Genomic DNA, 26,348 nt, shown 5'->3' with positions numbered 1-26,348 from the left:
CGTGCATCGTCGTATTGTAGAAAACAACCCTTCAGCAGGCGCGGATCAGGCAGCCATGTGCGGCCAGCTTGCCGTGCGCCTGGTCCCAGCCATCGGCGTACAGGATCGGGCCGGCCGAAGTCGCCAGCGTCACCGGCTGGTCCGACAGATTGGCCAGCGCGGTGACGGCGCCGTCGCCATCGCCGCGCCGCATGCCGATCACGCCTGGCGGTAGCTCCCCGATGAACGCGGTGGTGCCCTGGCGCAAGGCCGGATGCGCGCGCCGCAAGGCCAGCAAGGCGCGGTAGTGGCTGTGCATGTCGGGGTTGAAGGCGCTCCAGTCGAGCCGGTAGCGGTCGAACAGCACCGTCCAGTCGCGCCAGCTGGGTTCGTCGAACTCCTGGCCCATCAGGATGTGCGGCACGCCATCCATGGTCAGCAGCAGCGCCGCCGCCGCGCGATGGGCGCCGGCGCCGAGCATCTTGCTGGCGCGCGGCTGTTCCTTGTCTTCCAGCCAGCGCATGCGCAGCGCGCCGCGCGGGAAGCTGTAGGTCGATTCCTTCCAGTACTGGGCAAAGGCGTGCGCGTCGGCCTCTCCGCAGGCCACGCGGCGCAGCATTTCGCGCGTGCCGCCTTCATAGGTCAGGTCGCAACTGTGCAGGTGATGGAATTCGTCGTAGGACTGCGAGATCAGCGCGATGTCGGGCCTCAGCGCCGCCAGCGCGATGCGGATCTCGGCCAGGAAATCGACGGGCGTGATGTCGGAATCGTCGAAGCGCAAGCCGTCGAAGCCGTAGCGACCGACCCAGCGCTGCATCGAAGCGAGCAGGTTGCCGCGCAGTTCGCGGTTGTTGAAATCGAAGCCGGCGAAGTACTCGCGCTGCGGCACCGCGTAGTAGACCTGGCCGTCGGCGTCGCGGGTGTACCAGTCGGGATGGGCGGCGGTCCAGGGATGGTCGGCGCTGCTGCGGTTCAGCGTCCAGTCGAACACCATGCGCATGCCGCGCGCGTGGATGGCGTCGACCAGCGCGTGCAGGGCGGCCTCGTCGCCCAGTGCCGGATCGATCGCGTCGAAATCTAGCACGGCGTAGGGATCGCCCAGCGTGCCGCGCCGTCCGCGATGGCCGATCGGGTGGATGGGCATCATCCAGATCACGCTGACGCCCAGTTGCTCCAGATAGTCGAGGCGGGCGCGCACGCCGTCGAAATCGCCGCCGAATGCGGGCACCGACAGCTGGTAGATCACCGCCTCGTGCAACCACGCGGGACTGGCCAGCGCCTGATGGCGGCGGTACATCGCGCCGGCCGCGTCGGCGTCCAGCCCGCGCTGGCGCATCAGCACGTCCCCATGCTCGTCGACCGTCAGGCAGGAATTGTTCTGGCCGTCCTCGGAGATCCAGGGATTGGCCGGATCCGGTATCCAGTGCGTGTCGTCGACGACGAATTTGTACAGGTGGCGGCCGGCGGCGATCGGCAGCGTGCCTTCCCAAAGGCCGGGCGCTACTTGCTCGAACTGGCAGGCGTCGCCCACCCAGCAATTGAAAGTGCCTGCCAGCGCGACGCTGCGCAGCCCTGGCGCGCCCTGGTAACGAAAGCGTATGCCTTGTGTGCAGCGCTGGGGGAGTTGTTCGGCGGAAGTCTCGAATTGGATATGCATTTTGTTATTCAACTACAAAAATGTATTTATGTAAATAATTTTCCTTATGATTCATGAATTTCAATGATTTTTAAATGTAGTTTAGGTACCTGATGGCTCCGACCTGATATGGCGCAAGTGGTGTGATTATTTGAGAGTTTTTACTGCGCAGAAAACGCACATACTTAACGTCTTGCCCGGTAGATCATTCTTCGAGGTGACACCAATGATGTTCAGCAACATGTCGGAACGCCGCTTTGGGTTGCCGTTCGCCCGCCTCCCTCCACGATTACCTGTCATGTACCTGGCCATCTTCTTTGTGGTCCTGGTGTGCAGCTCGCTGATCGGCGTACAGGTATGGCTGACTGCGCACGCCCGCAGCGTGCAACTGAGCGAATCGAAAATCGCCGCCGCCAACCTTGCGGAGGCCGTGGGGCAGCATGCTTATGACACGATCAAGGAAGCCGATACGGTCCTGGTCGGGCTGGTGGAACGACTCGAAAACGACGGCAAGCTGGAGCTTGAGCTCGACCGCTTCCATAAGCTGCTGGTGCAACGCGTCGCGGAGTTGCCGCAGCTGCACGGCATATTTGTCTACGGCGACGATGGCCGCTGGCTGGTCAATTCCCAACAGGTGCTGCTGAAGGGGAAAAATAACTCGGATCGCGAGTATTTCATCTACCACCGTGAACATGCGGATCGGGGCGTGCACATCGGCCCGCCCTTGCGCAGCAAATCAACCGGCGATTGGATTATCACGGTGTCGCGCCGCTTCAATCTGCCGGACGGCGCCTTTGGCGGGGTGGTGCTGGCGACCATCAATATGGATTACTTCCAAAAGTTTTTTCAGCGCTTCAAAATCGGCGAGGACGGCGCAATTCAGCTGGCGCTGGATGAGGGCATCATGCTCGTGCGCCGGCCGTTCAACGAAAAATCGCTGGGCCGGGATATTTCCAAGCTTCCCCTGTTCCACGATTACTTGCCCAAGGCGCCGGTCGATACCGTCATTTTTACGTCGGCGCAAGACGGCGTGACACGGATCAATAGCTACCGCCGCTTGGAACAATATCCGCTGGTGGTTTCCGCCGCGCTGTCCAAGGACGAGGTGCTGGCCCAATGGCGGGCCGATGCGTATCTCTCCAGCGGCGGCGTCGTCATCCTGGTGTTGGGGATAGGCTTGCTGGGAATACGGCTGGTGCGGCAGATTAATCTGCGGATACAGGCGGAAGCTGAGCTGGTGCGTGCGCGCAATTCGCTGGTGACCTTGAATCAAACGCTGGAGCGGCTGGCCATGCAGGATGGCATGACCGGCCTGTCCAATCGCCGGCACTTTGACGCGAGCTTGAATAACGAATTCAGCCGGGCAATGCGCGGCGCCAGCTCGCTGGCGCTGATCATGATCGATGTCGATTGCTTCAAGCAATACAACGACATCTTCGGCCACGCCGCCGGCGACGAGTGCCTGAAGGCGATCAGCAAGGTGGTTGCCGACAACAAGCACCGGCCGGGCGACATCGCCGCGCGCTACGGCGGCGAGGAACTGGCGGTGCTACTGCCGGGGACGGATGTGGCGGGGGCGCTGGCGGTCGCCGAACATATCCGGGCGGCGATCGAAGAGCTGAACATCAAGCATCCCGGCAACGCCACCGGGCACGTGACGGTCAGCGCCGGGGTCGAAGCTTTCGCGCCGGTGCGCTTCGAGACCGAGCCGGTCGACCTGGTCAAGGCTGCCGACCAGGCCCTGTACCGGGCCAAGTCCCTGGGGCGCAACCGCGTCCATTCGAACATCATCGACCGGGAAGTGCGGGCGGCTTCCGGCCTGGGTGTGGCCGGGTAGGCCGGGGCGCTATTCCTTGGAGGTCGGCGAGATCGTCTTGCTGACTTTGCCTGCGTCGTCCAGCATCTGGATTTCGGCCTTGCCGTCGGCGCTGACCATCAGTCTCATGCGAACCCGGCCTTGAGCGTCCTTCAACTGCAAGGACGCGCCTTTGTCGCCGGTGTTGCCCAGCCAGATGCGGTTGTTTCCCAGGCGACCCTGCTCGTTTAGTTTCTGCCAATAGGCGCGCTGCTCAGATGGCGGCAACTTGCTGGCGGCTTCGTGAAAGCGGTTGTTGTCCTCCAGCGAGGTGACCGTATAAAGGGGAACGTCGTTGATCTTGATGGCGGTTTGCTGATGGGTCGTGCTGTCGTTGTTCATCAATTGCAGGGCCTGGTCTTGGCGGAAGCGGTCGAAGGTCAGCGACAAGCCGGAAGAGATCTTGCCGTCGGCGGCGATGCTGCCTTTCTGGATCAAGCCGCCGTTCTCGGTGCCTTCCTCGTTGATGAACAGCATGCCCGCAAAGCTGTTGCGATCGGGCCGGGCGCCTTCCTTGCCCTGCACGAAATCGCCGGGGAACTGCGCCTTGTTGGAAATGACGATGCGCTTGGTGCCGTCCGGTTCAACGATGTTGATACGGCCGACCGTGATCTCGTCGAACTTCTCGTGCCTGATCGGTTCCCTGGCGCCGGCCAGGAAAAATACCGCCGCCAGCGCGCTGGCCATCGTGGTTGCACCCGCCAGGAATGTTCTGATTTGCGACACTATGCTTCTCCTTTTTTTATTTCTACTTTTATTTTCAACGTTATTTCAAATCGTTTTTAATTGCCGCGCTGGCTTTGCGCATCCGCCATTCCAGCACCACGGTCAGCGCGCCGCAGAAGGCCAGCAGCCCGCCCAGATATTGCAAAACCCGGTTGAGAGGCGAATGCTCGTAGCGCACGTCGGCCAACTCGAATTTGCGCTGGCCATTGCCGGCGCTCTCGAAGAACACGCTGCCGCGGCTTTCCCGGGTTTCGACCGTCGCCAGCTTGACCCGGTCGGATTCGAACTCCGCCAGCAATCTGGCGCGTTCTTCGCGGCTGATGGTGTTTGCGATGACCCTCAGGTCCTGGATCTTTTCGAACTGGTCAAAAATGGTGTCCGATTCGTTCTTGAGCAGCACGCCTTTTGAGACGTACTTGTAGCGATGGTTGGACGAGAAAATGCCGTCGTTGGCGGCCAGCATCAGCGCAAAACCCAAGGCGCCGGCGGCGGCTGCGCCGAACAGCCATTTCCTGGCGTCGTGCACGCGCTGGGTGACGGCGCCGTTCAGGAACTGGCTGACCTCGGGGATATGGCGCAGCGAGGTGTGCAGCACGTTCTTGTTGATCCCGCTCAGGAATTCCCTGGCGTCGAGTTCCAGCGCCGTGACGATGGCGCTGAACATGTCGGCGGAGGGCTGCGATTTATCGTTTTCCAGCTTGGACAAGTAGGACTGCTCGATGCCGATGGCGGCCGACATCTGCGGTTGCGTGAGATTTCTTTCCGTTCTGATTTGCTTGAGTCGCTCGCCAAAATTCATCGCCGGGGTGCCTTTTTCAAATTGTGTGGGCACATTCTTGAGGATTCACCCATGAATGAGAAGGTGAATATGCTTGAATATCGAGGAATGTTGCGTTTTTGGCAGTGGTTTTTCGATGGGCGTAAAAAAAGGGCGGCAAGTTTGCACTTGCCAGCCCTGTTTGAGACAGCGCCGATTGAACGACGCCGCCAGCGCGATTAGCGCTGCGGGACAACGATCACGGTGTCGCCGGTTTTGCCTTTGGCGCCGGTGTCGCCTTTGACGCCGTCGTAGCCGGGAGCGCCGACCTCGCCCTTGGCGCCGGCGTCACCCTTGGCGCCGTCGAAGCCAGGTGCGCCGCTGTTGCCGGTCTGGCCGGTGGCGCCGGTAGCGCCAGGGGGGGCTTCAGCGCCGGTGGCGCCAGTCGCACCGGTAGCGCCGGGCGCGCCGGCGGGGCCGGCGACTACTTGTACCACCGGTGGCGGTGCCTGGCGTTGGCACGCGGTCAAGGCGAAGGTCGAGGCGAGGGCGAGTAAGATCAGGGTATGTTTCATGATGAATCCTTTGGCAGTGACTGCGCCGCGGCATGCGGAACGGCTCGACGGCGTCGGGCGCGAGTTTCGCGTGGCGGTGTGGCGGACGAGACTGTGATCAAGTGGCCGCCGCCATCGCGTCTTGGACGAAACAGGCGGGCGGACCTTGGTGCTCTGAATGCAGCATGCGCCGCTGTGCCGTTGTGGTCCGTGCGTTTCAATACATAGGCGTGTCATCAGTGCTGCGGCCGCGACGGTATATCATGGCGGTTGTTTCAACGATAGGACCAGGCATGATCATAGCGACACACAGCGGCAAATTTCACGCGGACGACGCGTGGGCGGTCGCCGTACTGAAGGTTTTATTCCCCGACGCGGACATTATCCGGACGCGCGAGCCGGCGGCCATAGCAGCGGCCGACTTTGCCGTCGACGTCGGCGGCATCTGGGACCCGGCCACCGGCCGCTTCGACCATCATCAAAAAGGTTTCAGCGGTGCACGGCAGAGCGGCGTGCCGTATGCCAGCGCCGGCCTGGTATGGCGCGAGTATGGCGCGCGCTGCGTCGCGGCGCTGGCCCTGGCGCATTGCGGGCACCAGCTGTCGGACGACAAGGCGCGGGAAATGGCCTACGGCATCGATGCCGACGTGGTGCAGTACCTCGATTTGTCGGACGTCGGGGCGGCGAAGAGCGCGCCGGGCGGTTATGGCCTCTCGGCCGTGATCTCGGGCTACAACACCAACTGGCTCGACGAGCAAAGACTGGGCTACGGCGAGGCGGCCGATGCGTACCGCCTGTCCCAGTTCCGCCGCGCGATGGCCGTGCTGACCGACGTCATGCTCAACGCCGTCAGATACCGGCTGGGCACCTTGCTCGCGCTGGAGCAAGTGCGGCAAGGGGAGGTGCTCGAAGGCGGCAAAGTCCTGTTCCTGAAAAACGGCGCGCTGCCGTGGGGCCAGGTGGTCCGCAAGGAAATGCCGAAGGTGCTGTTCGTCATCAGCCACAACCTCGCCGAGCAACGCCACATGTTGCACACCGTCTCGGTCAGCCCGGAAAGCTTCGACGCGCGGGCCGACTTGCCTGAAGCATGGGCGGGGCTGCGCGATGCCGAACTGGCGGCGGTCACCGGCGTGGCGGATGCGGGTTTCTGCCACAACGGCAGGTTTATCGCATCAGCCAAGTCGTACGAGGGGATACGCGCCATGGCGGCCCTGGCGCTGGCGGACGTCAGCGAAGGTAGCGAGAACGCTGCCAACGCCTGACGGTTCAATCACCCTGTGAAGCGTGCGGAGATGGGGTGCTCGGTAGCGTCGAGCACAAAATCGCGCACGTCCACGAAGGCGGCGCCAAATGCCGGCCGCTTCGCGATGCGTGCGATGTAGCGCTGGAATATCTCGCCGCTACACAGGCCATAGCCGCTCGCCCAGAAAACAGCGTGCCCGACGATGCAATCGGCTGCGGTAAATTGCTGCCCGCAGACGAAGGGCGTCTGCTCCAGCCGCGCGGCCAGCTGGGGTTCGATTTCCTCGCGAAACTTCTTGCGGTAGCGCGCCACCGTGCGCGGGTCGCGCTCCGATTCAGGCAGCACATGCTCGTGGGCGCGAATTTGCCACAGCATCATGTCCATCCAGGTTGATCCGAAGTGCAGCATTTGCAGGTAGTCGGCGCGCTCTGGCGATACATCCGGAGCAGGCGCCAGGCCGGCTTCGGGGAAGGCGTCGGCAAGAAAGGCGACCATGGCGGCGCTTTCGAGCATGTGCTGCGTTGCGCCGTTGTCCCAGGTAATTTCAAGCACGGGCACGTTGTGGTTGGGGTTCAGGCGCATGAACTCGGCGGAATACTGCACGGCGCTGTATAGGTCTATCTTCTCGACTTCGAAGGCATCGCCAACGACCTCATGCAACATCCATTTGGTGCGGGTGCTGCGGCTGGCCGGGTAATGGTACAGTTTCAGGTGTTTAATTTGCAAGATCGCCTCCTTGGATAGAAGGCCACAGTCTGGCGTCTCGCGGCTTGCCGGTGAAGTATCATATTTGACATTTTTTATGTCAAAATAGACAAATGAAAATCATCACGGTTCTGGTGTTGGATGGCGTATTCGACAGCAGCTTGTCGATTACGCTGGATACCTTGCATGCGGCGCAGTCCATACTTGCGGCGCGCGGCGGTGTACCGCAAGTACAGGTCAGGACCATCGCCGCCAAGGCGACCATTACCAGCGGCGCCGGCATGCGGATGAAGGCCGACCTGCAGCTCAAGGCGGCCAAACAGGAGGTGTCGGACTGGATCATTGTTCCAGGCCTGGGCCACCGGTCGGATCAGGATCTCAGCGAGGGTTTTGCGCGCGGCGATACCAGGCAGGCGATGCGCTGGCTGGCTGCGGCGGGAGCGGGCAAGGCAAAGATTGCGGCGTCATGCAGCGCGGTGTTTCTGCTGGCGCAAGCCGGCTTGCTCGACGGCCGCAAGGCGACCACGGCATGGTGGCTGGCGCCGGCGTTTCGCGCGCGCTATCCGGCGGTGCTGCTCGACGACGCGCGCATCGTGGTGCGCGACGGACCGTACCTGACTGCGGGCGCGGCCTTGTCGCAGCTGGATTTGATGCTGGCCATCGTGTCCGAGGTATTTGGCGAGTCGGTGGCGCATTGGTGTTCGCGCTATTTGCTGATCGATCAGCGCTCGTCGCAGGCGCGTTACATGATGCGCGACCATCTGGAGCATGAAGACCCGGCGGTGATCGCGGCGGAGCGCTGGATCGATGCCCATCTGGCGCAGCCGATGACGGTGACTGCGCTGTCGTCCGAACTGGCGCTGTCGCCCAAGACGCTGGCGCGGCGCATCGAGGCGGCAACCGGCGTCTCGCCGATCAAATTCATTCAACGGCGGCGCTTGTCGCACGCGGCGCATTTGCTGGAAACCACGGCGCTGTCGATCGAAGTGGTCGCGGCGCGGGTCGGGTACCAGGACAGTACCGCCTTGCGCAAACTGATCAAGCGCGAGTTTGGCGTAACACCGAGCACCTTGCGCTGACCCGTTTGCTCAGCTGGACGATCAGCGAGGCGGCGGCTTGGGCACTACTGTGTTACCGTGTTCTGCGAGATGGTTTTCGCAGATATGGTCCGATTTCTTGCTGTGAAAGAAAGTCAATATGAGCCTCCCGGCTTTTATACGCTCCGATATGACGGAGATTCTTGCCGAGTGGACGGCCTTCGCGAGGAAGGCCGCGCCTACTGGTGGAGGGATGTCCGACCTGGCATTGACCGATCATGCCGAGGCCATCCTTTGTGCAATCGCCAGCGATATCGAGACGCATCAGAGCACACAACAGCAATACGACAAGTCGCAAGGAGACGAGGCGGACTTCAGCGGCGAGGAGAGCGCAGCGGCTATACACGGACGGCTACGACAGGCGAGTAATTTTTCGCTCTTGCAACTCAGTTCGGAGTTTCGAGCGCTGAGGGCGACCGTCTTGCGTCTTTGGTTGTCTCGCGTCCATCAAATGTCGGAAACGACGATACAGGAAATGATCCGGTTCAACGAGGCGATCGATCAGGCGCTGGCGGAATCGATAGTTACCTTCTCTTCCCGGGCGGACCGCACGAGGGATTTGTTCCTTGCCGTGCTGGGGCATGATTTGCGGGCGCCGCTTGCCACCGTTACATTGGTCGCCGAGCTGCTCACGCGAACCGCGCTTCCCCCAGACCAGGTCGCTCCGCTGGGGCAGAAGGCCAAGCGCAGCGCGATGTTGATGAGCTCGATGGTCACCGATCTGCTGGGATTTACCTGTTTGCAAATGGGGGCGGGCATGCCGACTACGCGGTTGATGATCGACGCGCAGGAGGTGTGTAAAGCGGCGGTGGCCGATGCACATGCGATGTACCCCGGCAGCGCCATCGTTTTTCAGCCCCGCGGTAATTTGACAGGCGCGTTTGACGCCATTCGCTTGCAGCAATTGTTGACCAACCTGTTGATCAATGCTGCCCAGTACAGCGCAAAAGGCCAGGACATTACGCTGCTGGCAGCCGGCGACGAGGACGCCATAGCCTTCAAGGTATGCAATTTTGGGCCGGTAATACCGGAGGAGTCGCTTAAAACCATCTTCCAGCCTCTGGTCCAGCTGGATCCGGATAGTGGCGATGACGCCAGGCCGAAAACCAGCCTGGGTCTCGGCCTTTTCATCGCGCATGAGACAACCGCGGCTCACAACGGCACGATTTCGGTGACGTCCAGCGTCGACGAGGGCACTGTCTTTACAGTCCATTTTCCCCGGGAGGGCGTGTAGCCGCGACCTCCCGCAGGCCTTGATCAAGCTTGCCTATGCTGATAGTGCCGGCGCTGGCTTGCCGCTTTAGTGATGCAGTCCAGTGCCGACCGATGGCTGACCCGTTGGCCCGGGCTGGAACGCCCGCTCGCTTGCCGCCGTGTCGTAAAGCGCTTCAAACCGGGCCACTTTGCCGTCGCGCAAAGTGAACACATGAACCCAGGAACTATCGTAGGCGCGGCCGGTTGGCTTGGCTATCCAACTCGCATCGCCGATGACGACCACCTGGTCGCCCTCGGCGATGAACTGTTTCGGCTCAAACCGGACGGTCTGTACCGAGGCGTCGAGCTTGGCGAAGAACTGCGCGATGCCCGACTTGCCGTGGAAGTTGCCGGAGAAAGGTATCAGCTCCGATTCCGGCGTGCTCCATTCGGCGTTTTCGTGATAACGGGTCAGCAAATTCTGGATGTCGCCGTTTTTGTAGTCCTGATAGCCCTCTATCACCACTTGCTTGTTTTCCTGTGCGTTCATGATGCCTCCTGATGGTATCGACTCGCCGACCACCGTCGCGGACGAAGCCGGGCGAATGTTCTGGTTGGTGCGGAACAGATTGTCGGGATCATATTGCTGCTTGATCTGCGCCAGGCGCTGATAGTTTTCGCCATACGCGTCGGCGCTGCGCTCGCTCTCGTCCTGGGTCAGGAAATTGACATAGACGCCGCCGGTCGCGTACGGCGCGGAGGCGCTGAAAAAGTCGCGCGCCCAGTCTATGCAGCGGGCGTCGTCGGCCGGGTCTTCCCAGCGCGTGTGCACGTTCATCACATACAGCGCGTCGCGGTGCGGGTAGGCCGTGTCGCCCGGCGCCGGCCGGCCCGCCTGTCCGCCCAGCAGTCCAAGGAATATCTCGCATTGCGGCGTCGGCAGTTGGCCGGCGTAGCGGATGACGGTGTCGATGGCCTCATCGCTGAGCTGCGTGAAATTATGCGATTTCCAGTAGTTGCGCGCCCCCGGCGTCAGCAGCGGATCGAAGGCCTGTTGCCAGGCGACGTAGGGCATGGCGCCGACATGCTTGCCCAGCGGCTCGCCGAAATGAGTGATGCGATCGATCGCAGGCTGCACGGCATCGGGCGACAAACGCGAGAAGATGGGCAGCACCAGCACGTCCTGTCCATGTGCTTCCGGCGGCAGGAAGGGCAGCGGCGGCGCCTTGCGCAAGACGGCCCAGAGCGTGAGTTCGTCCGGCATCTCGTCGACCAAGGCGCGGTACTGCGCCAGCACGGTTTTGGCCTGGGCCGCAGGGAAAACGATCAGCCCGGCCGTGACGTCGGGCCCGACCGGATGCAGTTGAAATTCAAACCGGGTGACCACGCCGAAGTTGCCGCCGCCGCCACGTATCGCCCAGAACAGGTCGGGGTGTTCGGTGGCGCTGACGTGCAGGCGCTGGCCGTCGGCCGTGATCAGGTCGGCCGCCAGCAGGTTGTCCGCCGCCAGGCCCAGTGTCCGGCTGAGCCAACCGAAGCCACCGCCCAGCGTCAGCCCGGCGACGCCGGTGGTCGAGTTGATGCCCAAGGGCGTGGCCAGCCCGTACGCCTGCGCTTCGTGATCGAAGTCGTGCAGCGTGGCGCCGGCTTCGACGTAGGCGCGGCGCTGCTCCGGATCGATCTGGACCGACTTCATGGCCGACAGATCGATCACCAGTCCATCGTCGCACAGCGCGCTGCCGGCGATGTTGTGGCCGCCGCCGCGCACGGCAAGGCGGAGGCCATGGTCGCGCGCATAGGCCAGCGCGGTGCGGACGTCGGCCGTGCCGGCGCAGCGCACGATCAGGGCCGGGCGCCGGTCTATCATCCCGTTCCAGATCGCGCGCGTGGCGTCATAGCCGGCATCGCCGGCTTGTAGTAATTGCCCTCTTAGCGAGGTTCGAAGTCCATTGAGTTGATCATCTGTTGCAGTATTCATAGCGCATCTCCCGGTGGCGGCTTGCGATCATGTTTGAACGCGCAAGCCGGTGCTGACACGATTGGGCGGCGCGTACTTCATGATAGGAAGCCGATACGCGCTCACGCAAGCACAGGCGCTCGAAATGAAGGGAGGCAGTGTGTGGTTCTTTTAGTAGCTTAGGATGACCAGCGATACGGCCTGGCGTGGCAATTGCATTTTCAATGTCGCCTTGCCATTGCGCGTTTTCAACGTGGTCGCGGCGCTCAGTTGGGCAAGTTCGCTGGCCTGTTGCAATGCGACGATTTGCGCAGCCGTCGGATTGACCGGCGCGCCCATACGCTGCCATGCGCCGTAGGAGTTGCTGGTGTGGTCGTCCACCCGGAAATGACGCAGTGTCACCTGCTTGGCGGGAATGCCCGCGATACGCAGTTCCACCGGCGAACCGGCGTCGATGACGTCGTCATCGTGGTAGTTCCAGACCATCACGGCAATGCTGTGCTTGTCCCTGGTCGCCAAGGCGTTGATGTCGGTCTGCGCGCCGCGCACGCCATCGGTCATGATGCGCGTGGCATCGTAGGCCTGGTCGCCGCTTACCGCCACGCGCTCGCCGCGCATCATGCCGAACATGCGGAACACGTTCAGTACCGGCTTGTTGATGCCGTTGGTCGCCAGATCGCGGAAGCCGGCGTACCAGGGCTGGTCCTCGAACTCGAACGACCAGTTCACCGCGCCGATCAGATTCACGCCGCGCCGCGCCGCCAGATCGAACTCGCGCGCGATCGAGGCCGCCGTGTAGCTCGAATACAGGGTGCCGTTGCGGTAGGCGTTTTCCGGATTGGTCTGCATGCCGCAGGCGGCGCATCCTTCGGGATCGGATTCGCCGATGATCACCGGAATGCCTTTGAGTTCCGGATATTTCTGAATCAGCGCGAAGCCATCGTCGAGGCGCTGGAAATGGGTGTTCATGCCCATCCGCACCCGCCCATCGACGACCTTGGGCGCACCCTTGGCGTGGAAGGCGACGAAGTCCAATGGCGAGCCGGTCTTGCCGGTCGCGAAATTCTTCCCGTGCAGGCTGTGCTGCAGGAACTCGTCCATGAAGCGTCCGGCCACCGCGGTGTGCGGGCCGCCCATGCGCGCGGTCGGCAGCGCGCGCTTGACGGCATCGGCGGCGTAGTCGTACATCTTGAAGTACTCAAGCTTGGTATCGGGCGCGATCAGATAGAAACCGTCCGGCTCATTCCATACTTCCCAGTACCAGCTTTCTACTTCCTGCTGGCCGTAGCGCGCCACGCTGTGCTTGACCCACTGGTAAATCAGCTCGGCCCATTTGTCGTAGTCATTGGGGGGCGTGGCCCAGCCGGTCATGATGTCCTGGTAAGGCGTGCCCGGCTTCCAGTGATGCTGATAGGGTTGCGGGCGCTGCGACAGCGCCTGCGGCATGAAGCCGATCTGCGCCAGCGGCTTCATCTTGCGTTCCACATAGGTGTCGAAGATCTGGTCGACGATGGTCCAGTTGTAGACCGGCTTGCCGTCCTGGTCTTCGCTGTACATGCCGGTCGATCCCCACTTGAGCGCATAGCTGCCGTCGCCGGAGGTCATCAGATTGTGGGCGCGCACGTACACCGGGACCGGGCTGAGGGCTGCGATATCGGTCAGCAGCTTCTGGCCGTTGGGGGCGGTGGTGTAATTGGGTTCGTCGTAGCCGAACCAGGCCCAGATCGGCGTCATCGGCCCCTGGACCTGGGTGGCGTCGATGGACAGTTTGACCGGCGCAGGGACGGGGGTGGCGGCAAGGCATAGTTGCGCACTGGCCGCCAGGCACAGGGAGGTAAGGAGTCTCTTCATTATTTATTCTCGGGAAGCCGGGGGCTCCACGACAGTAGGCCGATGCGGCATGCCGGTCCAATCAAATTTCTTCCCTGCCAGATATCGAAGTGAGTATCGATAACCGCACATGTCAGGTGGCAAGGATTTTCAAAACAAGGCTCTACCACAAGCGCCAGAAGGAAATTAGGGCCTCCGGTAGCTAGCTTGCGGATTTGGAGCGGTGCAACCATGCGTCAAGCCCGATATGGCCGAGGCGCGCTTCGCCCAGAGTGTAAGGAATGCCGGAAGCCTTAATCACTTCTTCCTGTGCGACCTTGGCGCGGAAATCGCCGTTGTCAGGCCCTTGCCGCTAACGCTGTTAATACCGCTTTTAGGCGAGCCGGCGATGGCTCATCGCCTCTTGCGGAACGCGCCTGGTGTCATTGCCGTTTCGCGGCGGAATACGCGATTGAAGGCAGCCACCGATTCGTAGCCGACCTGGCGCGACACTTCCGATAGGGCGACATCCCCACGCTGCAATAGTCGAGTCGCGCAGTACATGCGCCATTGGGTCAAATATTCCAGCGGCGCTTGGCCGACGATGGTCTTGAAGCGGGCCGCAAAACCGGAGCGCGACATGCCTGCCATGCGCGCCAGCGATTCCACCGTCCAGTCCTCCGCTGGGTTGCCGTGCATCGCTTGCAGCGCCCGCGCCAGGTGGCGGTCGGCGATGGCGCCCAGCCAGCCGTGCGTCGGACCACCCGGCTGCAGCGAATAGGCGCGGATCGAATGCACGAACAGCAGTTCGAACAAACGACTGAGCACCGCCTCCGACCCCATCCCGGGCGACTCGGTTTCCAGCGCCAGCATTTCCAGCACCGATTGGAAGGCCAGGCTGCGGTGCTGGTCCAGCTTCAGGTGCAGCAGCGACGGCAGCACCCGCAGCAATGGCCGGGCTTGCAGCGCGTCCAGTTCGAACCAGCCGCTGACAAACGTGCTGAGCGCGCCGCCGCCGCCAATCTGGATATGGTTTCCGACCCGTAGCTTCTCCACATCCGCGCAATCGATCAGCGTGGAGTCCTCATGGTCGTACAGGCGGTAAGGCGTGTCGTCCAACTTGAAAAACACATCGCCGCTGCGCAAGGCGATGGGCTGAGGGCCGCCGGGCGTGGTCAGGATCGCCGAGCCGCGCACCAGCAGCACGAAATTGAGGCCGGGCGCGCCAGGCGATGTCACACCCCACGGCGCGCTGGCGTCCATCCGGGTGAAATTGGCGCTGCGGATGCGCAGGCCGGCAAGGATATCGGTTAAAGGATCCATTGTTTTGATGATTTGGACGTATGGGCAATGTATATGGACTAATGGCGATTGTTAGTCTTAATTGGCATCCATATTATAGATGACATGAATCGTTTGCAACGGGATGAACCAAGTACTCCGGCCGCACGATACCTCTTGAAATCACCCCTCAATAAAAAGGAATGCGATGAAAGCAATTGTGATGAATCAAACCGGCGATATCGGCGTGCTGGCCCAGGTGGAGCGGCCGGACCCCGTTCCCGGCGCCGGTGAAGTGCTGGTGCGGATCGCTGTCGCCGGCGTCAATTTCATGGATATCGGCGTGCGCGAGGGCATGGCCTGGAACGAGATGCCCAATCCGAAGATACTCGGCGTGGAAGGCGCGGGCCGCGTGATCGCGCTGGGCGAAGGGGTCACGGGTGTCGAGATCGGCCAGCGCGTGGCTTGGGTCTATGCGCCCGGCAGCTACGCGGAAAAAATGGCGATCCCGGCCACGTCGCTGGTGCCCATCCCGGATCACATCGACGACCAGACCGCCGCGTCAGTGATGATGCAGGGCTTGACCGCCAGCCATTTCGCCACCGACTTCTATCCCATTCAAGCGGGCGACATCGCTTTCGTGCACGCCGCGGCCGGCGGCCTGGGACTGCTGCTGACGCAGATCATCAAGCTGCGCGGCGGACAGGTGATCGGCCGCGTGTCGTCGGCTGACAAGGTCGCGGTGGCCAAGGCCGCCGGCGCGGACCATGTGATCGTCGATCGCGAAGGACAGTTCGCCGGGCAAGCGCGCCGGCTGTCGGGCGGCGACGGCGTCCATGTGGTGTTTGATGGTTCCGGCCCGTCCACCTTTCAGGGATCGCTGGACGTGCTGCGCCGCTCGGGAACGTTTTGCTGGTACGGCCCGGTGCTGGGCGGACCGGGGCCGCTCGACATCATGAGCCTGCCCAGGAGCATCAAGCTGGGCTATGCGGTGTTCTTCGATCACATCCATTCCCCGGCGCTGTTGCGCGCGCGTTCGGCGCAATTGTTCGACTGGATCAGCGCAGGCAAGCTGAAAGTGCATGTTGGCGGCGTGTATGCGCTGGCGGATGCGGCCCAGGCCCATGCCGACATGGCTAGCCGAACCAGCACCGGCAAGTTGCTGCTGCTGCCGTGAAGACAGAGCCGGGGTCATACCGTAGCCTCGTCATTCAGCCTTGACGGCGCTCTGGCTGGAGGCATGTATCAGACTGGTGCGCAGCTTGACGATGGCTTTTTGCAGCACGCGGAACTCCTCGGGTTCCAAGCCGGATGCCTTGGCCGTCACCGCGCGGAAGGCGAAGGCTTTCTCCCTCAGTTCCCGCCCCGCGTCGGTGAGCGACACGCGCACGCTGCGCTCGTCCTCGCTGTCGCGCTCTCGGCGTACATAAGCCATCGCTTCCAGGCGTTTCAGCATGGGTGTCATCGTGCTCGGCTCCAGAAACAACTTTTCGCTCAGCGCCTTGACGGTCTGGTTGTCCTCTTCCCACAGGCAAATGATGGTGACGTATTGCGGATAGGTGAGCCCGAGCTTTTCCAGCACGGGTTTGTAGACGCGCGAATAAGCGAGGTTGGTCGAGTAGACCGCAAAGCACATGAAGTCGCCGAGCCTGGCCACGTTCTGCTTGGCGTCTGATTTATTGCTCATTTGGCACTCCTTTGAAAGTATTTATCGAAATAATGATTATCGTACTTGAAAATCTCCGCAGGCTCGATTATATTTAGCTTCATAATGATTATCACGATAAGTAAATAGCGCTACGCATCGTGTTGTATCGATTGCGGCAGGAACTTGAAAACCACCTCACCATCACTGGAGTCAGCAAATGAGCAAAACCATCAACACCCATCGCCGTCTCGTCTTTGCCGCCGCCGCGTTCGTCCTTGCCGGTGCACAGCTTGCACTCCCCGCACCAGCGCTGGCGCAATCGGCAAGCGCGCTGCCGAACGTGGCTGCCCCGGGAAGCCAGGCTCTGGCCAGCTTCAAGTCCATCAAGCAGATCGATGCCGGCGACCTCAACGTCGGCTACGTGGACGAAGGCCCGGTCAACGGCCAGGTGGTCATCCTGCTGCACGGCTGGCCGTATGACATCAACAGCTTCATCGACGTGGTGCCCACGCTGACCAAGGCCGGCTATCGCGTGATCGTGCCGCACCTGCGCGGTTACGGCACGACGCGTTTCCTCGACCCCAATGCCGTGCGCAACGGCGAGCCGGCGGCGCTTGCCTCCGACGTGGTCGCGCTGATGGATGCGTTGAAGATAGACAAGGCCATCCTCGCCGGCTACGACTGGGGTGCCCGTACCGCCGATATCGTTGCCGCGCTGTGGCCGCAGCGTGTCAAAGGACTGGTTTCCGTCAGCGGCTATCTGATCGGCAGCCAGGAGGCCGGCAAGCAAGCCTTGCCGCCGGCCGCTGAACAGCAATGGTGGTATCAGTTCTACTTCGCCACTGAGCGCGGCCGCGCCGGCTACGAAAAAAACCACCACGATTTTGCCAAGCTGATCTGGAAAACCGCGTCGCCGCAATGGCAGTTCGACGATGCTACTTTCGATCGCAGCGCCGCGAATCTGGAGAATCCCGACCACGTTGCCATTACAGTCCACAACTATCGCTGGCGCCTCGGCCTGGTGAACGGCGAAGCAAAATACGAGGCGCTGGAAGCACGCCTGGCAAAGCTGCCGTCCATCGCCGTGCCGACCATCACGATGGAAGGCGACGCCAACGGTGCGCCGCATCCCGAGCCTGCCGCCTACGCCAAACGTTTCACCGGGAAATACAAGCATGAACTCATCACCGGTGGTACCGGCCACAACCTGCCGCAGGAAGCGCCGCGCGCGTTCGCCGATGCGGTGATCGAAGTCGACCATCTGTGATGGCGCGTGGAGCGGCGCCTGATCGCACCCCTGTATGACATCTATGGCACTCAATCACTTGAAAGCTGACATCATGAGCAAAATCGAAAAAGTTCTCTACACCGCCAAGACACGCACCATCGGCGGCCGCGACGGCGCCGCCCGCAGCGACGACGGCCGTCTCGACATCACATTGTCTCCTCCCGGCAGCCACGGCGCAGGCAGCAACCCGGAGCAGCTGTTTGCCGCTGGCTGGTCGGCTTGCTTCATCGGCGCGATGGGGCGTGCCGCGAAGGAAAGGAATCTTGCGCTGCCAGCCGATGTCGCTGTCGATGCCGAAGTCGACCTCGGTACCGCGGACGGCGGCTTCCTGCTGCAAGCGCGCCTCAACGTGAGTCTGCCTGGTTTGCCGCGCGATGCGGCGCAAGGCCTGATCGAAGCGGCCCATCAGATCTGCCCCTATTCGAAGATGAGTCGAGGCAACATCGACGTGGCTATCTCCCTGGCATAAGCCGTCACTACAACGAACCCGAATAAGAAATCCACCGTGAATGCCAAGAAATTATTGATCTCCATCGCCACATCACTCGCATTTGCCGCCACGCTGCCGGCGGTACATGCCGAAGCCGCCATCACCGCGATGCAAGGCACGACGGCCAACCCGGCAATGAAATCCTACGGTAGCGATTTACCGGTGCTTGGAAATCTTCCTTCTCTCGGCGGCGCATCCGCGTGGCTGAATTCGCCGCCGCTGGACGCCACGCAGTTACGCGGCAAGGTGGTGCTGGTCGATTTCTGGACCTATTCCTGCATCAACTGTATCCGCACGCTTCCGCATGTGCGCGCTTGGGCAGAGAAATACCGCGATCAGGGCTTGGTCGTGATCGGCGTGCACACGCCTGAATTTGGCTTCGAGAAAGACCGCGCGAATATCGGGAAAGCGATAGCGCGCTTCAAGATCGATTACCCGATTGCCGTCGACAGCGAACAGCGTATCTGGAACGCTTTTCATAACAACGCGTGGCCGGTCTTCTACTTCGCCGACGCGCAGGGCCGGGTGAGGGCGCGCCTCGCCGGCGAAGGCAACTACGAAGAGGCGGAAACGATCATCCAGTCGCTATTGGCCGAAGCCGGCAAGCCCGAGGCCACGGGCGCGCTGACAACACCCCAGGCCAGCGCCGAACAGGCGGCGCCCGATATGGCGCATCTGCGCTCCGGCGAAACCTATGTCGGTTACGAGCAAGCGTCGAATTTTGCCGCGCGCGGCGGCTTGAAAAGCGACACCCCCTACGACTATGCGATCAAAACGCCGGATTTGAACGAGTGGAGTCTCGCAGGCAACTGGACCGTCGGTGCGGAACGTGCGACATTGAACCGTGCAGGCGGCGCTATTACGTATCGCTTCAACGCGCGCGATTTGCATCTGGTTCTAGCTCCACGCGCCGACGGCATGCCGGTACGTTACCAAGTCAGGATCGATGGTCATGCACCTGACGCGGATCACGGTTCGGATACCGATGTGGAAGGTAACGGCACCGTCACCGAGGCACGCCTTTACCAGCTCGTGCGCCAGTCCGCGAAGGTGAAGGAATGCACGTTCGAAATTCGTTTTCTCGATGCCGGCGTCGGCGCGTTTGCCTTCACTTTTGGTTGATGGCGCGCTTGTAGCCCTGCATTGAGTCGCCAACCGGACACGGGGACTTCCCGTTCCAGAAACAAAAACGCCGATCTGCATGGATCGGCGTTTCGCTAAGAATGTCCTTGGTGGCCCGGGGCGGAATCGAACCACCGACACAAGGATTTTCAATCCTCTGCTCTACCAACTGAGCTACCAGGCCAAGGGCCGCAATTATAGCGACCCTCCCCGGGGTTTGGCAAGGCCCCTCCATAACTTTTATTGACAGTAACAATTGCTGGGTATAAATTTAGTCGCTTTGGCATGACCTCGATAGGGACATTATGAAGCGGGCGACTTGGTTGGTGGCGGGATTGACGGTGGCGGGCGCGGTGCATGGCGCCGATCTGACGCCGGTGCAAAAGCAGATGCGCGAGATTTACCAGGAACTGGTGGAAACCAATACCACCAATTCGACCGGCTCCTGCACGTTGGCGGCCAACAAGATGGCCAAGCGCCTGAAAGCGGCCGGCTACAAGGACGCCGACCTGCACCTGATCGTGCCGCCGGGCGGCCCGGCCAAGGGCAACCTGGTGGCGCGCATCAAGGGCGACGGCAGCAAGAAGCCGCTGCTGCTGCTGGCCCACATCGACGTGGTCGAAGCCAACCGCGCCGACTGGGTGCGCGACCCGTTCAAGTTGATCGAGGAAGACGGCATGTTCTACGCGCGTGGCGCGTCCGACGACAAGGCCATGGCCGCATCCTTCGTCGCCAACATGATCCGCTACAAAAAGGAAAAGCTGGCGCCCAAGCGCGACGTCGTGATGGCGCTGACCTGTGACGAGGAAATCGTGCCCAGCAAATTCGACGGCGCCGAATACCTGTTCAACCACCACCGCGCGCTGATCGATGCCGAAATCGCGTTGAACGAAGGCGGCGGCGGCCTGCTGGACAAGCAGGGCAAGCCGGTACGCCACGGCATCCAGGCCGGCGAAAAAATCTACCAGACCTTCCAGCTGGAGGTGACCAATCCCGGCGGCCACAGCTCGGTGCCGTCGCGCGACAACGCCATCTACCACCTGGCCGACGGCCTGTCGCGGCTGGGGCAGTTCGCCTTCCCGTTCAAGTTGTCGGCCGTCACGCGCACCTACTACGAACGCATGGCCACCGTGGAGCAGGGCCAGGTCGCCGCCGACATGAAGGCCATCCTCAGCGATCCGCCCGATGCTGCCGCGCTGGAGCGACTGTACGCGGTCAGCCCGGTGCACAACGCCACCGTGCGCACCACCTGCGTGGCGACCAAGGTCGATGCCGGCCATGCCGACAACGCGCTGCCGCAGCGCGCCCGCGCGACCGTCAACTGCCGCATCCTGCCGGACGAGAAGGTCGATGACGTGCAGGCGACGCTGCAACGCGTGGTGGCCGACGACCAGATCAAGATCACCCGCATCGGCGAAGGCCTGAGCGCGCCGATGCCGCCGCTGACGCCGGCCTTGATGAAGGCAGTGGAAGAGATCAGCAACGATATGTGGCCGGGCGTGCCGGTGATCCCGACCATGTCGACCGGCGGCACCGACGGCCGCTTCCTCAACAGCGGCGGCATCTGGACCTACGGTATCAGCGGCATGTTCGGCGGCCCGGAAGGCAGCGGCGCGCACGGCTTGAACGAACATATCCGCGTGAAGTCGCTGTACGATGGCCAGGAGTACCTGTACCGCCTGGGTAAGCGGCTGGCCACCGAGTAGTGCTTATTCCGGCACGACGATGCGCCAGCGCCAAGGCTTGAGCACGGCCTGGCCTTCGTCGCCGGCCAGCTTGTACTTCTGCAGCGTGGCGGTGGGGTTGACGATCACCCGAACAGTGTTCTTGCCCTGCGCGCGCTTGAACGCAAACAGCTGCTCGTTGCCGACGTCGAGCAGCTGCACCGCACCGCCGCTGGTGCCGTTCCACAGCGCCTGGTTTTCCTTCTTCAGCTGATTCAGGCCGGCGTAGAAGCCTTCCAGCTCGTAGCTCTTCCAATCGATCGGGTCTTTTTCGAAGAACTCCAGCTTCTTCTCCAGCCGCGCTTCCTGGCCGTTGTAGATCAGCGGAATGCCGGGCAGGGTGTAGCTCAGCACCGCCATCGCGCCGTAGGCCGGGCCGTACAAGTCCTTGTCCGTGCCCTGCCAGGAATTGAGGTCATGGTTGTTGGTGAACTGCAGGCGGTAGGCGTCGCGCGGATAGGCTTTCGGCGGATTGGCCAGATAGGCTTTCAGTTCCGCCGCGCCGGCCTGGCCCTTGGCGATCTTTTTCATGATCTCGCTCAGCGGCCAGTCGTAGCTGGCGTCGAACGCCTTTTCGTGCAGCGCCGGCTCGTTCCATTCGGCCAGCATGAACACCGGCTTGATCTTGTCCAGCTGCGCGCGCGCCTGGTTCCAGAATTCGGTCGGCACCAGGCCGGCGGCGTCGCAGCGGAAGCCGTCGATGCCGGCCTCGCGCACCCAGAACGCCATCGCGTCCGTCATGCCCTTCCACAGGTCCTTGTTGCCGTAATCGAGGCCGATCACGTCGGTCCATTCCTCCATTTCGCCCGCTTCGTTCTTGAAGGTGACGGAGTAGATTTCGCCCTTGTCGTTCTTCTTGTACCAGTCCGGATGCTGGGTGGCCCATGGATGGTCCCAGGCCGTGTGGTTGCCCACCCAGTCCAGGATCACGTGCATGCCCAGCGCGTGCGCCTGCTTCACCAGCTTGCGCAGGTCGTCCATGCTGCCGTAGTCCGGATTGACGGCGGTGTAGTCCTGTACCGCGTAGTAGCTGCCCAGCGTGCCCTTGTGGTTCTTGCGGCCGATCGGATGCACCGGCATCAGCCAGACGATGTCCACGCCCATCTGCTTCAGGCGCGGCAGTGTGGCGGCGAAGGCGTTCAGCGTGCCTTCCTTGCTGTACTGGCGAAGATTGACTTCGTAGATGTTGGAAGTGCGGGACCAGGCCGGGTGTTTCACGACGGCGGTTTCGGCATGGACCGCGAGCGGTCCAGACATCAGTGCTACCAGTGGCAGCAGGGCGGCAAGCTTTTTCATGGAGCTCCTTATGGTTTCAGCGTGCGTTCAAACAGCTGATAGATGCGGCGGTATTCGTCGTACCAGCTTTCCGGATGCACGAAGCCGTGACGCTCCAGCGGATACGGCGCCAGTTCCCAGTTATCTTTTTTCAGTTCGATGAAGCGCTGCGCCATGCGCACCGAATCCTGGAAGAACACGTTATCGTCGATCATGCCGTGGGCGATCAGCAGATTGCCTTTCAGCTTGTCGGCGTATTCGATCGGCGACGAGATCTTGTACGCGTCCGGGTCCAGCTCCGGCGTGTTGAGGATGTTGGCGGTGTACTCGTGGTTGTAGGTGGTCCAGTCGGTCACGGGACGCAGCGCCGCGCCGGACTTGAACTGCTCCGGTGCGCGCAGCAGCGCCATGAAGGTCATGAAGCCGCCGTAGCTGCCGCCGTAGATGCCGACGTTCTTGGCGTCGCCCTGCTGGTTGGCCACCATCCAGTTCAAGCCGTCGATGTAGTCCTCCAGTTCCGGGTGGCCCATCTGGCGGTAGATCGCGGTGCGCCATTTGCTGCCGTAGCCGAGCGAGGCGCGGTAGTCCATGTCCAGCACGATGTAGCCTTTTTCCACCAGCAGGTTGTGGAACATCTGCTCGCGGAAGTAGACCGGGTAACGCTTGCTGACGTTTTGCAGGTAGCCGGCGCCGTGCACGAACATCACCACCGGATATTTTTTGCCCGCTTCCAGCGTGGCCGGGCGATACAGCTTGGCCCACACCGGATCGGCGCCATGGGTGGACGGCACGGCGACGATCTGCGGCGTGATCCACTCGCGCGCCTTGAAGTCGGCGCTGCGGGTGTCGGTCAGCTGGGTGGCGGCGCCGCCGCTGCTGGCGACGGTGGCGATCTGGGTCGGCATGTAGGCGCTGGAGTAGCGCACCAGCAGCTTGCGGCCGTCCGGCGACAGCGCGAAGCTCTCCACGCCGCCCAGCGACGTCAGCTCGCGCAAGGCGCCGTCCTTGGTGGCGGCGGAGCACACCTCGTAGGTGCCCGGCAGTTTTGGATTGCACAGGAAGTAGGCGATGCTGCCGTCGGCGTTCCATTCGATCTCGCTGGTTTCCCATTTGCCGGAGGTCAGCGCGCGCGACTTGCCGTCCGCCGTTTGCGTGTACAGGTGGGAGTAGCCGCTTTCCTCGGACTGGTACCACAGCGTGCTGTTGTCCGGCTGCCAGCCGAAATCGTTGCCGCGGTTGTTGACCCAGGCGGCGTCGCTCAGGCGGTGCACCGGTTTCAGTTTGGCGCCGGCCAGGTCGACGGTGGCGATCCAGCGGTCCTTGTTGTCGATCGCCTGCACCATCACGGCCACCTGCGCGCCGTTGGCGCTCCAGCGGATCGAGTCTTCGCGGTTTTCGAAGCGCAGGCCGCGATTGCCTTTGAGCGGATCGAGCTTGTGCGCGGCGCGCAGCTCGGCCAGCGGATCGACGGCGATGCCGGGCAGGGCGTCGAACGACAGCTCGGTCACTTTGCGGGTCGACAGTTCAACCAGTTTCAGTTGCTGCGGCAACGGGCCGGTGTCGCTGACGCGCTTGCGCTGGTCGTCGCTTTCTTCGTAGCCCGATTCGGTCACGTACTTGGCCAGCTTGCCGACGCGGCGCTTGTCGCCGTCCTTGGCGCTGGTGACCACCAGCAGGTAGCGGCCGTCCGGCGACAGCGCGCTGGTGTCGATGACGACCTTCTCGCCGAGGTAGACCGGCAGCGGCGCGCGGGTGGCGTCGGCGCTGCGCTCTTCGTTGCGGCGGTCGCGGGTGGCGTCCTTCTCTTCCTTCAGGCGCGCCAGCGTGGACATCAGGCGCAGTTGCAGGTCGCGGCGGCTGTCGGCGTCCGGCGCGGCGTCCGGGTCCTTGGCGGTGCGCAGCAGCGCCACCGGCGACACCAGGCGCTCGGCGCGGCTCCAGCTGAACCAGTCGGCGCCGACGCGGAACTGCACGTGGGCGCCGTCGGCGGCATATTGCGGATCGACGGCCGGCGTGGTGCCGCGCAGGATCTGGGTCAGCGCGCCGGTCTTCAGGTCGCGCTCGAACAGGTCGCCGTTGCGCGGCAGCAGGGCGCGGGTGTGGTCGCGGTTGTAGACGGGAGCGGCGACGTCAAGGTTGGCCAGCTGCTTGTCGTCGACCGGTTTCGCGGCGCCCAAGGTGGCGTTGGCGATCTGGAAGGTGTCGCGCAGCGGCGAGCCGGCGCGCTTTTGCTTGTAGTAGACCTGGCGGCTGTCCCAGCCCCACCATGCGGCTTCCACCGGATTGCCGATCCAGTCGGGATTGGCCATCGCCTGGTCCAGCGTGATCGGGGTTGCGCTAGTGATGGCGGCTGCGCCGGCGCTGGCGGTGAACGGGCCGGCCATGGCGGCGGCTAAAAGGGGCAAGACAAAACGCATCGGTAAGGTCGCTTTGAGGTTGGGTGAACGGGAGCGCCGGATCACGGCGCGTCCACGATTCTAGCCCAGGCTCCAGTGTGCTGTAATGCTTATATGTTCAGTTGCGTCTTCAGTTGCGGGCCATCTTGTCGCTGCTGCCATGGCGCGCGTCCGGGCCGCCGTGGCGTGGCGCCAGCCGCAAGGCCAGCAGCAGGATGGCGCCGGCCGCCAGGTACATGGCGATCAGCACGGCCAGCATGGCGGCGCTGCCGCCCCACGCCAGCAGGCGCGCGCTCAGTACCGGGGCGAAGGCCCCGCCCAGCAGGCCGACGCTGAGCACCAGCGCGATGCCGGCCGGCGCGCGCCGGCGCGACAGCAGGTCGGTGACGATGGCGATCAGCAGCGGCGCCGCCGAGGCGATGCCCAGCGACGCCAGCGCCAGCCCGGCCAGCGACCAGGCCATGCCGTCGTTGGCGGCCAGGGCCAGCGCCAGGCCGCCGGCGGCCAGCACCATGCAGGCGACGAAGTGGCCGCGCCGTTCGCGCCGGCGGTCGGAGTCGTAGCCGATGGCGATCATGCCGATCACCCCCGCCAGGCTGGGGACCGCGGCCAGCAGGCCAGGCTGCATATGGCTTGCTTCGGCCCAGCGCTGCATCAGCGCCGGCGCCCAGGACAGCAGCGCGTAGCTGGCGCCGATCAGCAGCAGGTTGGCGGCGGCCAGCAGGCACAGGGCGCGGTCGCTCAACAACGAGGCGATGATGTCGGCGGTCGACGGCGACGCGGCGTCGTCCGGCGCCGGCTGGCCGGCAGTGAATGCCGCCAGCAGTTGCGCCTCGTCGCGTTCCAGGTCCTGTTCGATCATCAGTTGTTCGAACGGCGACAGCCAGTCGGCGTCGTCGGGGCGCTCATCCAGGTAGCCGTAGACGACGGCGCCCAGCAGCACGGCCGGCAGGCCTTGCGTCAGCAGCAGCCATTGCCAGCCTTGCAGGCCGGCCGCGCCATGCAGGGCGGCCAGCGTGGCATCGCACAGCGGACCGGCGGCGACGCCGGCCAGCAGCGCGGCCGAGGCGAACACCGCGAACGCGCGCGCGCGGCGCGGCGCCGGGTACCACCAGCACAGGTAGAGGATCACGCCGGGGAAGAAGCCGGCTTCGAACGCGCCCAGCGCGAAGCGCAGCGCGTACAACTGGAACGGCGTGCGGACGAAGGCGGCGGCGGCCGACGCCACGCCCCAGCACAGCATCAGGCGCAGCAGCGCGCGGCGGGCGCCGGTTTTTTCCAGCAGCAGGTTGGCGGGCAGGGCGAACAGGCAGCAGCCGGCGAAGAACAGGCCGGCGCCCCAGGCGTAGACCTGGTCGTCGAAGGCCAGGCTGGCCTGCATCTGCTGTTGCGCGTAGCCGAGGTTGATGCGGTTCAGGCAGGCGACCGCGTAGCACAGCATCAGCAGCGGCAGCAGGCGCCAGCTGATTTTGCGGTAAATGGCGTCCATGCCGGCGGCGCCGCGGAGGTGCAGTACGGTGGCGGTATGGGTCTGCATGCAGACGATATTATCTGCACGATTTTGCTTAGGCAAGCTTTAGCGGCGCGCGGCGGAACTCAAAACAACAGTGTT

General features: G+C 63.0%; 21 protein-coding genes, 1 tRNA gene and 2 pseudogenes. 10 read left to right on the top strand and 14 right to left on the bottom strand.

Annotated elements, in window-relative coordinates:
* Positions 1 to 31: 31 nt before the first annotated feature.
* Positions 32 to 1,636 (bottom strand): alpha-amylase family glycosyl hydrolase, encoded by a 1,605-nt coding sequence (locus V6M89_RS20845; protein ID WP_332854963.1) that lies wholly within the window; start codon positions 1,634 to 1,636, stop codon positions 32 to 34.
* 220 nt (positions 1,637 to 1,856) lie between these two features.
* Here V6M89_RS20845 and V6M89_RS20840 point away from each other — a divergent pair, with 220 nt between their 5' ends.
* A complete protein-coding gene (locus V6M89_RS20840) occupies positions 1,857 to 3,452 on the top strand; it encodes a sensor domain-containing diguanylate cyclase (RefSeq protein WP_332854962.1) in 1,596 nt (531 codons plus the stop codon).
* A 9-nt stretch (positions 3,453 to 3,461) separates the two neighbouring features.
* Here V6M89_RS20840 and V6M89_RS20835 read toward each other — a convergent pair whose 3' ends face one another.
* Both V6M89_RS20835 and V6M89_RS20830 read right to left on the bottom strand, forming a co-directional pair.
* Positions 3,462 to 4,196 (bottom strand): hypothetical protein, encoded by a 735-nt coding sequence (locus V6M89_RS20835; protein ID WP_332854961.1) that lies wholly within the window; start codon positions 4,194 to 4,196, stop codon positions 3,462 to 3,464.
* Between the two features lie 40 nt (positions 4,197 to 4,236).
* Positions 4,237 to 4,995: a helix-turn-helix domain-containing protein gene (locus V6M89_RS20830; RefSeq protein WP_332854995.1), complete on the bottom strand. Its 759-nt coding sequence runs from the start codon at positions 4,993 to 4,995 to the stop codon at positions 4,237 to 4,239.
* 51 nt (positions 4,996 to 5,046) lie between these two features.
* Between V6M89_RS20830 and V6M89_RS20825 the strand changes: the two genes are divergently transcribed.
* Entirely contained in the window at positions 5,047 to 5,196 is a 150-nt protein-coding gene (locus tag V6M89_RS20825) for a hypothetical protein (protein ID WP_332854960.1), read from the top strand.
* Here the strand turns inward: V6M89_RS20825 and V6M89_RS20820 are convergent.
* Entirely contained in the window at positions 5,193 to 5,528 is a 336-nt protein-coding gene (locus V6M89_RS20820; protein ID WP_332854959.1) for a collagen-like triple helix repeat-containing protein, read from the bottom strand. The two genes, V6M89_RS20825 and V6M89_RS20820, sit on opposite strands and share 4 nt — an antisense overlap.
* Positions 5,529 to 5,800: 272 nt before the next feature.
* Here V6M89_RS20820 and V6M89_RS20815 point away from each other — a divergent pair, with 272 nt between their 5' ends.
* Entirely contained in the window at positions 5,801 to 6,769 is a 969-nt protein-coding gene (locus V6M89_RS20815; protein ID WP_332854958.1) for an MYG1 family protein, read from the top strand.
* Positions 6,770 to 6,777: 8 nt separating this feature from the next.
* On the opposite strand, the gene V6M89_RS20810 is transcribed toward V6M89_RS20815, so the two are convergent.
* Entirely contained in the window at positions 6,778 to 7,476 is a 699-nt protein-coding gene (locus V6M89_RS20810) for a glutathione S-transferase family protein (RefSeq protein ID WP_332854957.1), read from the bottom strand.
* A 92-nt stretch (positions 7,477 to 7,568) separates the two neighbouring features.
* Here V6M89_RS20810 and V6M89_RS20805 point away from each other — a divergent pair, with 92 nt between their 5' ends.
* Together V6M89_RS20805 and V6M89_RS20800 are read left to right on the top strand one after the other, a co-directional pair.
* Positions 7,569 to 8,534: a GlxA family transcriptional regulator gene (locus V6M89_RS20805; RefSeq protein WP_332854956.1), complete on the top strand. Its 966-nt coding sequence runs from the start codon at positions 7,569 to 7,571 to the stop codon at positions 8,532 to 8,534.
* A gap of 211 nt (positions 8,535 to 8,745) precedes the next feature.
* Positions 8,746 to 9,786 carry a sensor histidine kinase gene (locus V6M89_RS20800; protein ID WP_332854955.1) on the top strand — a complete coding sequence of 347 codons (1,041 nt, stop codon included), beginning with the start codon at positions 8,746 to 8,748 and terminating at the stop codon, positions 9,784 to 9,786.
* A 66-nt stretch (positions 9,787 to 9,852) separates the two neighbouring features.
* Here the strand turns inward: V6M89_RS20800 and V6M89_RS20795 are convergent.
* From V6M89_RS20795 to V6M89_RS20780, 4 genes and pseudogenes are all read right to left on the bottom strand, one after another.
* Positions 9,853 to 10,245 (bottom strand): annotated as a pseudogene (locus V6M89_RS20795) (nuclear transport factor 2 family protein); the annotation flags it as partial.
* A 96-nt stretch (positions 10,246 to 10,341) separates the two neighbouring features.
* Positions 10,342 to 11,724, bottom strand: a pseudogene (locus tag V6M89_RS20790) (FAD-binding oxidoreductase); the annotation flags it as partial.
* A gap of 150 nt (positions 11,725 to 11,874) precedes the next feature.
* On the bottom strand, positions 11,875 to 13,554 hold the full coding sequence (locus V6M89_RS20785; protein WP_332854954.1) for a GH39 family glycosyl hydrolase: 1,680 nt from the start codon (positions 13,552 to 13,554) through the stop codon (positions 11,875 to 11,877).
* Between the two features lie 372 nt (positions 13,555 to 13,926).
* On the bottom strand, positions 13,927 to 14,835 hold the full coding sequence (locus V6M89_RS20780; RefSeq protein WP_332854953.1) for an AraC family transcriptional regulator: 909 nt from the start codon (positions 14,833 to 14,835) through the stop codon (positions 13,927 to 13,929).
* Positions 14,836 to 15,001: 166 nt separating this feature from the next.
* Between V6M89_RS20780 and V6M89_RS20775 the strand changes: the two genes are divergently transcribed.
* A complete protein-coding gene (locus tag V6M89_RS20775) occupies positions 15,002 to 15,970 on the top strand; it encodes a quinone oxidoreductase family protein (RefSeq protein ID WP_332854952.1) in 969 nt (322 codons plus the stop codon).
* Positions 15,971 to 16,000: 30 nt separating this feature from the next.
* Here V6M89_RS20775 and V6M89_RS20770 read toward each other — a convergent pair whose 3' ends face one another.
* Positions 16,001 to 16,480 (bottom strand): MarR family winged helix-turn-helix transcriptional regulator, encoded by a 480-nt coding sequence (locus tag V6M89_RS20770; RefSeq protein WP_332854951.1) that lies wholly within the window; start codon positions 16,478 to 16,480, stop codon positions 16,001 to 16,003.
* Positions 16,481 to 16,658: 178 nt separating this feature from the next.
* On the opposite strand from V6M89_RS20770, the gene V6M89_RS20765 reads away from it, so the two are divergent.
* From V6M89_RS20765 to V6M89_RS20755, 3 genes are all read left to right on the top strand, one after another.
* A complete protein-coding gene (locus tag V6M89_RS20765; RefSeq protein ID WP_332854950.1) occupies positions 16,659 to 17,708 on the top strand; it encodes an alpha/beta fold hydrolase in 1,050 nt (349 codons plus the stop codon).
* A gap of 73 nt (positions 17,709 to 17,781) precedes the next feature.
* On the top strand, positions 17,782 to 18,198 hold the full coding sequence (locus V6M89_RS20760) for an organic hydroperoxide resistance protein (protein ID WP_332854993.1): 417 nt from the start codon (positions 17,782 to 17,784) through the stop codon (positions 18,196 to 18,198).
* 36 nt (positions 18,199 to 18,234) lie between these two features.
* Positions 18,235 to 19,341 carry a thioredoxin family protein gene (locus tag V6M89_RS20755; RefSeq protein WP_332854949.1) on the top strand — a complete coding sequence of 369 codons (1,107 nt, stop codon included), beginning with the start codon at positions 18,235 to 18,237 and terminating at the stop codon, positions 19,339 to 19,341.
* A gap of 108 nt (positions 19,342 to 19,449) precedes the next feature.
* On the opposite strand, the gene V6M89_RS20750 is transcribed toward V6M89_RS20755, so the two are convergent.
* A tRNA-Phe gene (locus tag V6M89_RS20750) sits at positions 19,450 to 19,525 on the bottom strand.
* Positions 19,526 to 19,646: 121 nt separating this feature from the next.
* Here V6M89_RS20750 and V6M89_RS20745 point away from each other — a divergent pair.
* Complete coding sequence (locus V6M89_RS20745) at positions 19,647 to 21,047, top strand: M20/M25/M40 family metallo-hydrolase (RefSeq protein ID WP_332854948.1); 1,401 nt, start codon at positions 19,647 to 19,649, stop codon at positions 21,045 to 21,047.
* A gap of 3 nt (positions 21,048 to 21,050) precedes the next feature.
* On the opposite strand, the gene V6M89_RS20740 is transcribed toward V6M89_RS20745, so the two are convergent.
* From V6M89_RS20740 to V6M89_RS20730, 3 genes are all read right to left on the bottom strand, one after another.
* Positions 21,051 to 22,361 (bottom strand): alpha-amylase family glycosyl hydrolase, encoded by a 1,311-nt coding sequence (locus V6M89_RS20740; protein WP_332854947.1) that lies wholly within the window; start codon positions 22,359 to 22,361, stop codon positions 21,051 to 21,053.
* A gap of 8 nt (positions 22,362 to 22,369) precedes the next feature.
* Entirely contained in the window at positions 22,370 to 24,724 is a 2,355-nt protein-coding gene (locus V6M89_RS20735) for a S9 family peptidase (RefSeq protein ID WP_332854992.1), read from the bottom strand.
* Positions 24,725 to 24,866: 142 nt separating this feature from the next.
* A complete protein-coding gene (locus V6M89_RS20730) occupies positions 24,867 to 26,273 on the bottom strand; it encodes an MFS transporter (protein WP_332854946.1) in 1,407 nt (468 codons plus the stop codon).
* Positions 26,274 to 26,348 lie beyond the last annotated feature (75 nt).

The sequence above is a fragment of the Duganella sp. S19_KUP01_CR8 genome, assembly GCF_036688705.1.
Taxonomy (GTDB): domain Bacteria; phylum Pseudomonadota; class Gammaproteobacteria; order Burkholderiales; family Burkholderiaceae_D; genus Rugamonas.
The sequence above is the reverse complement of the archived record's forward strand: the minus strand, read 5'-3'. Positions and strand labels throughout refer to the sequence as shown.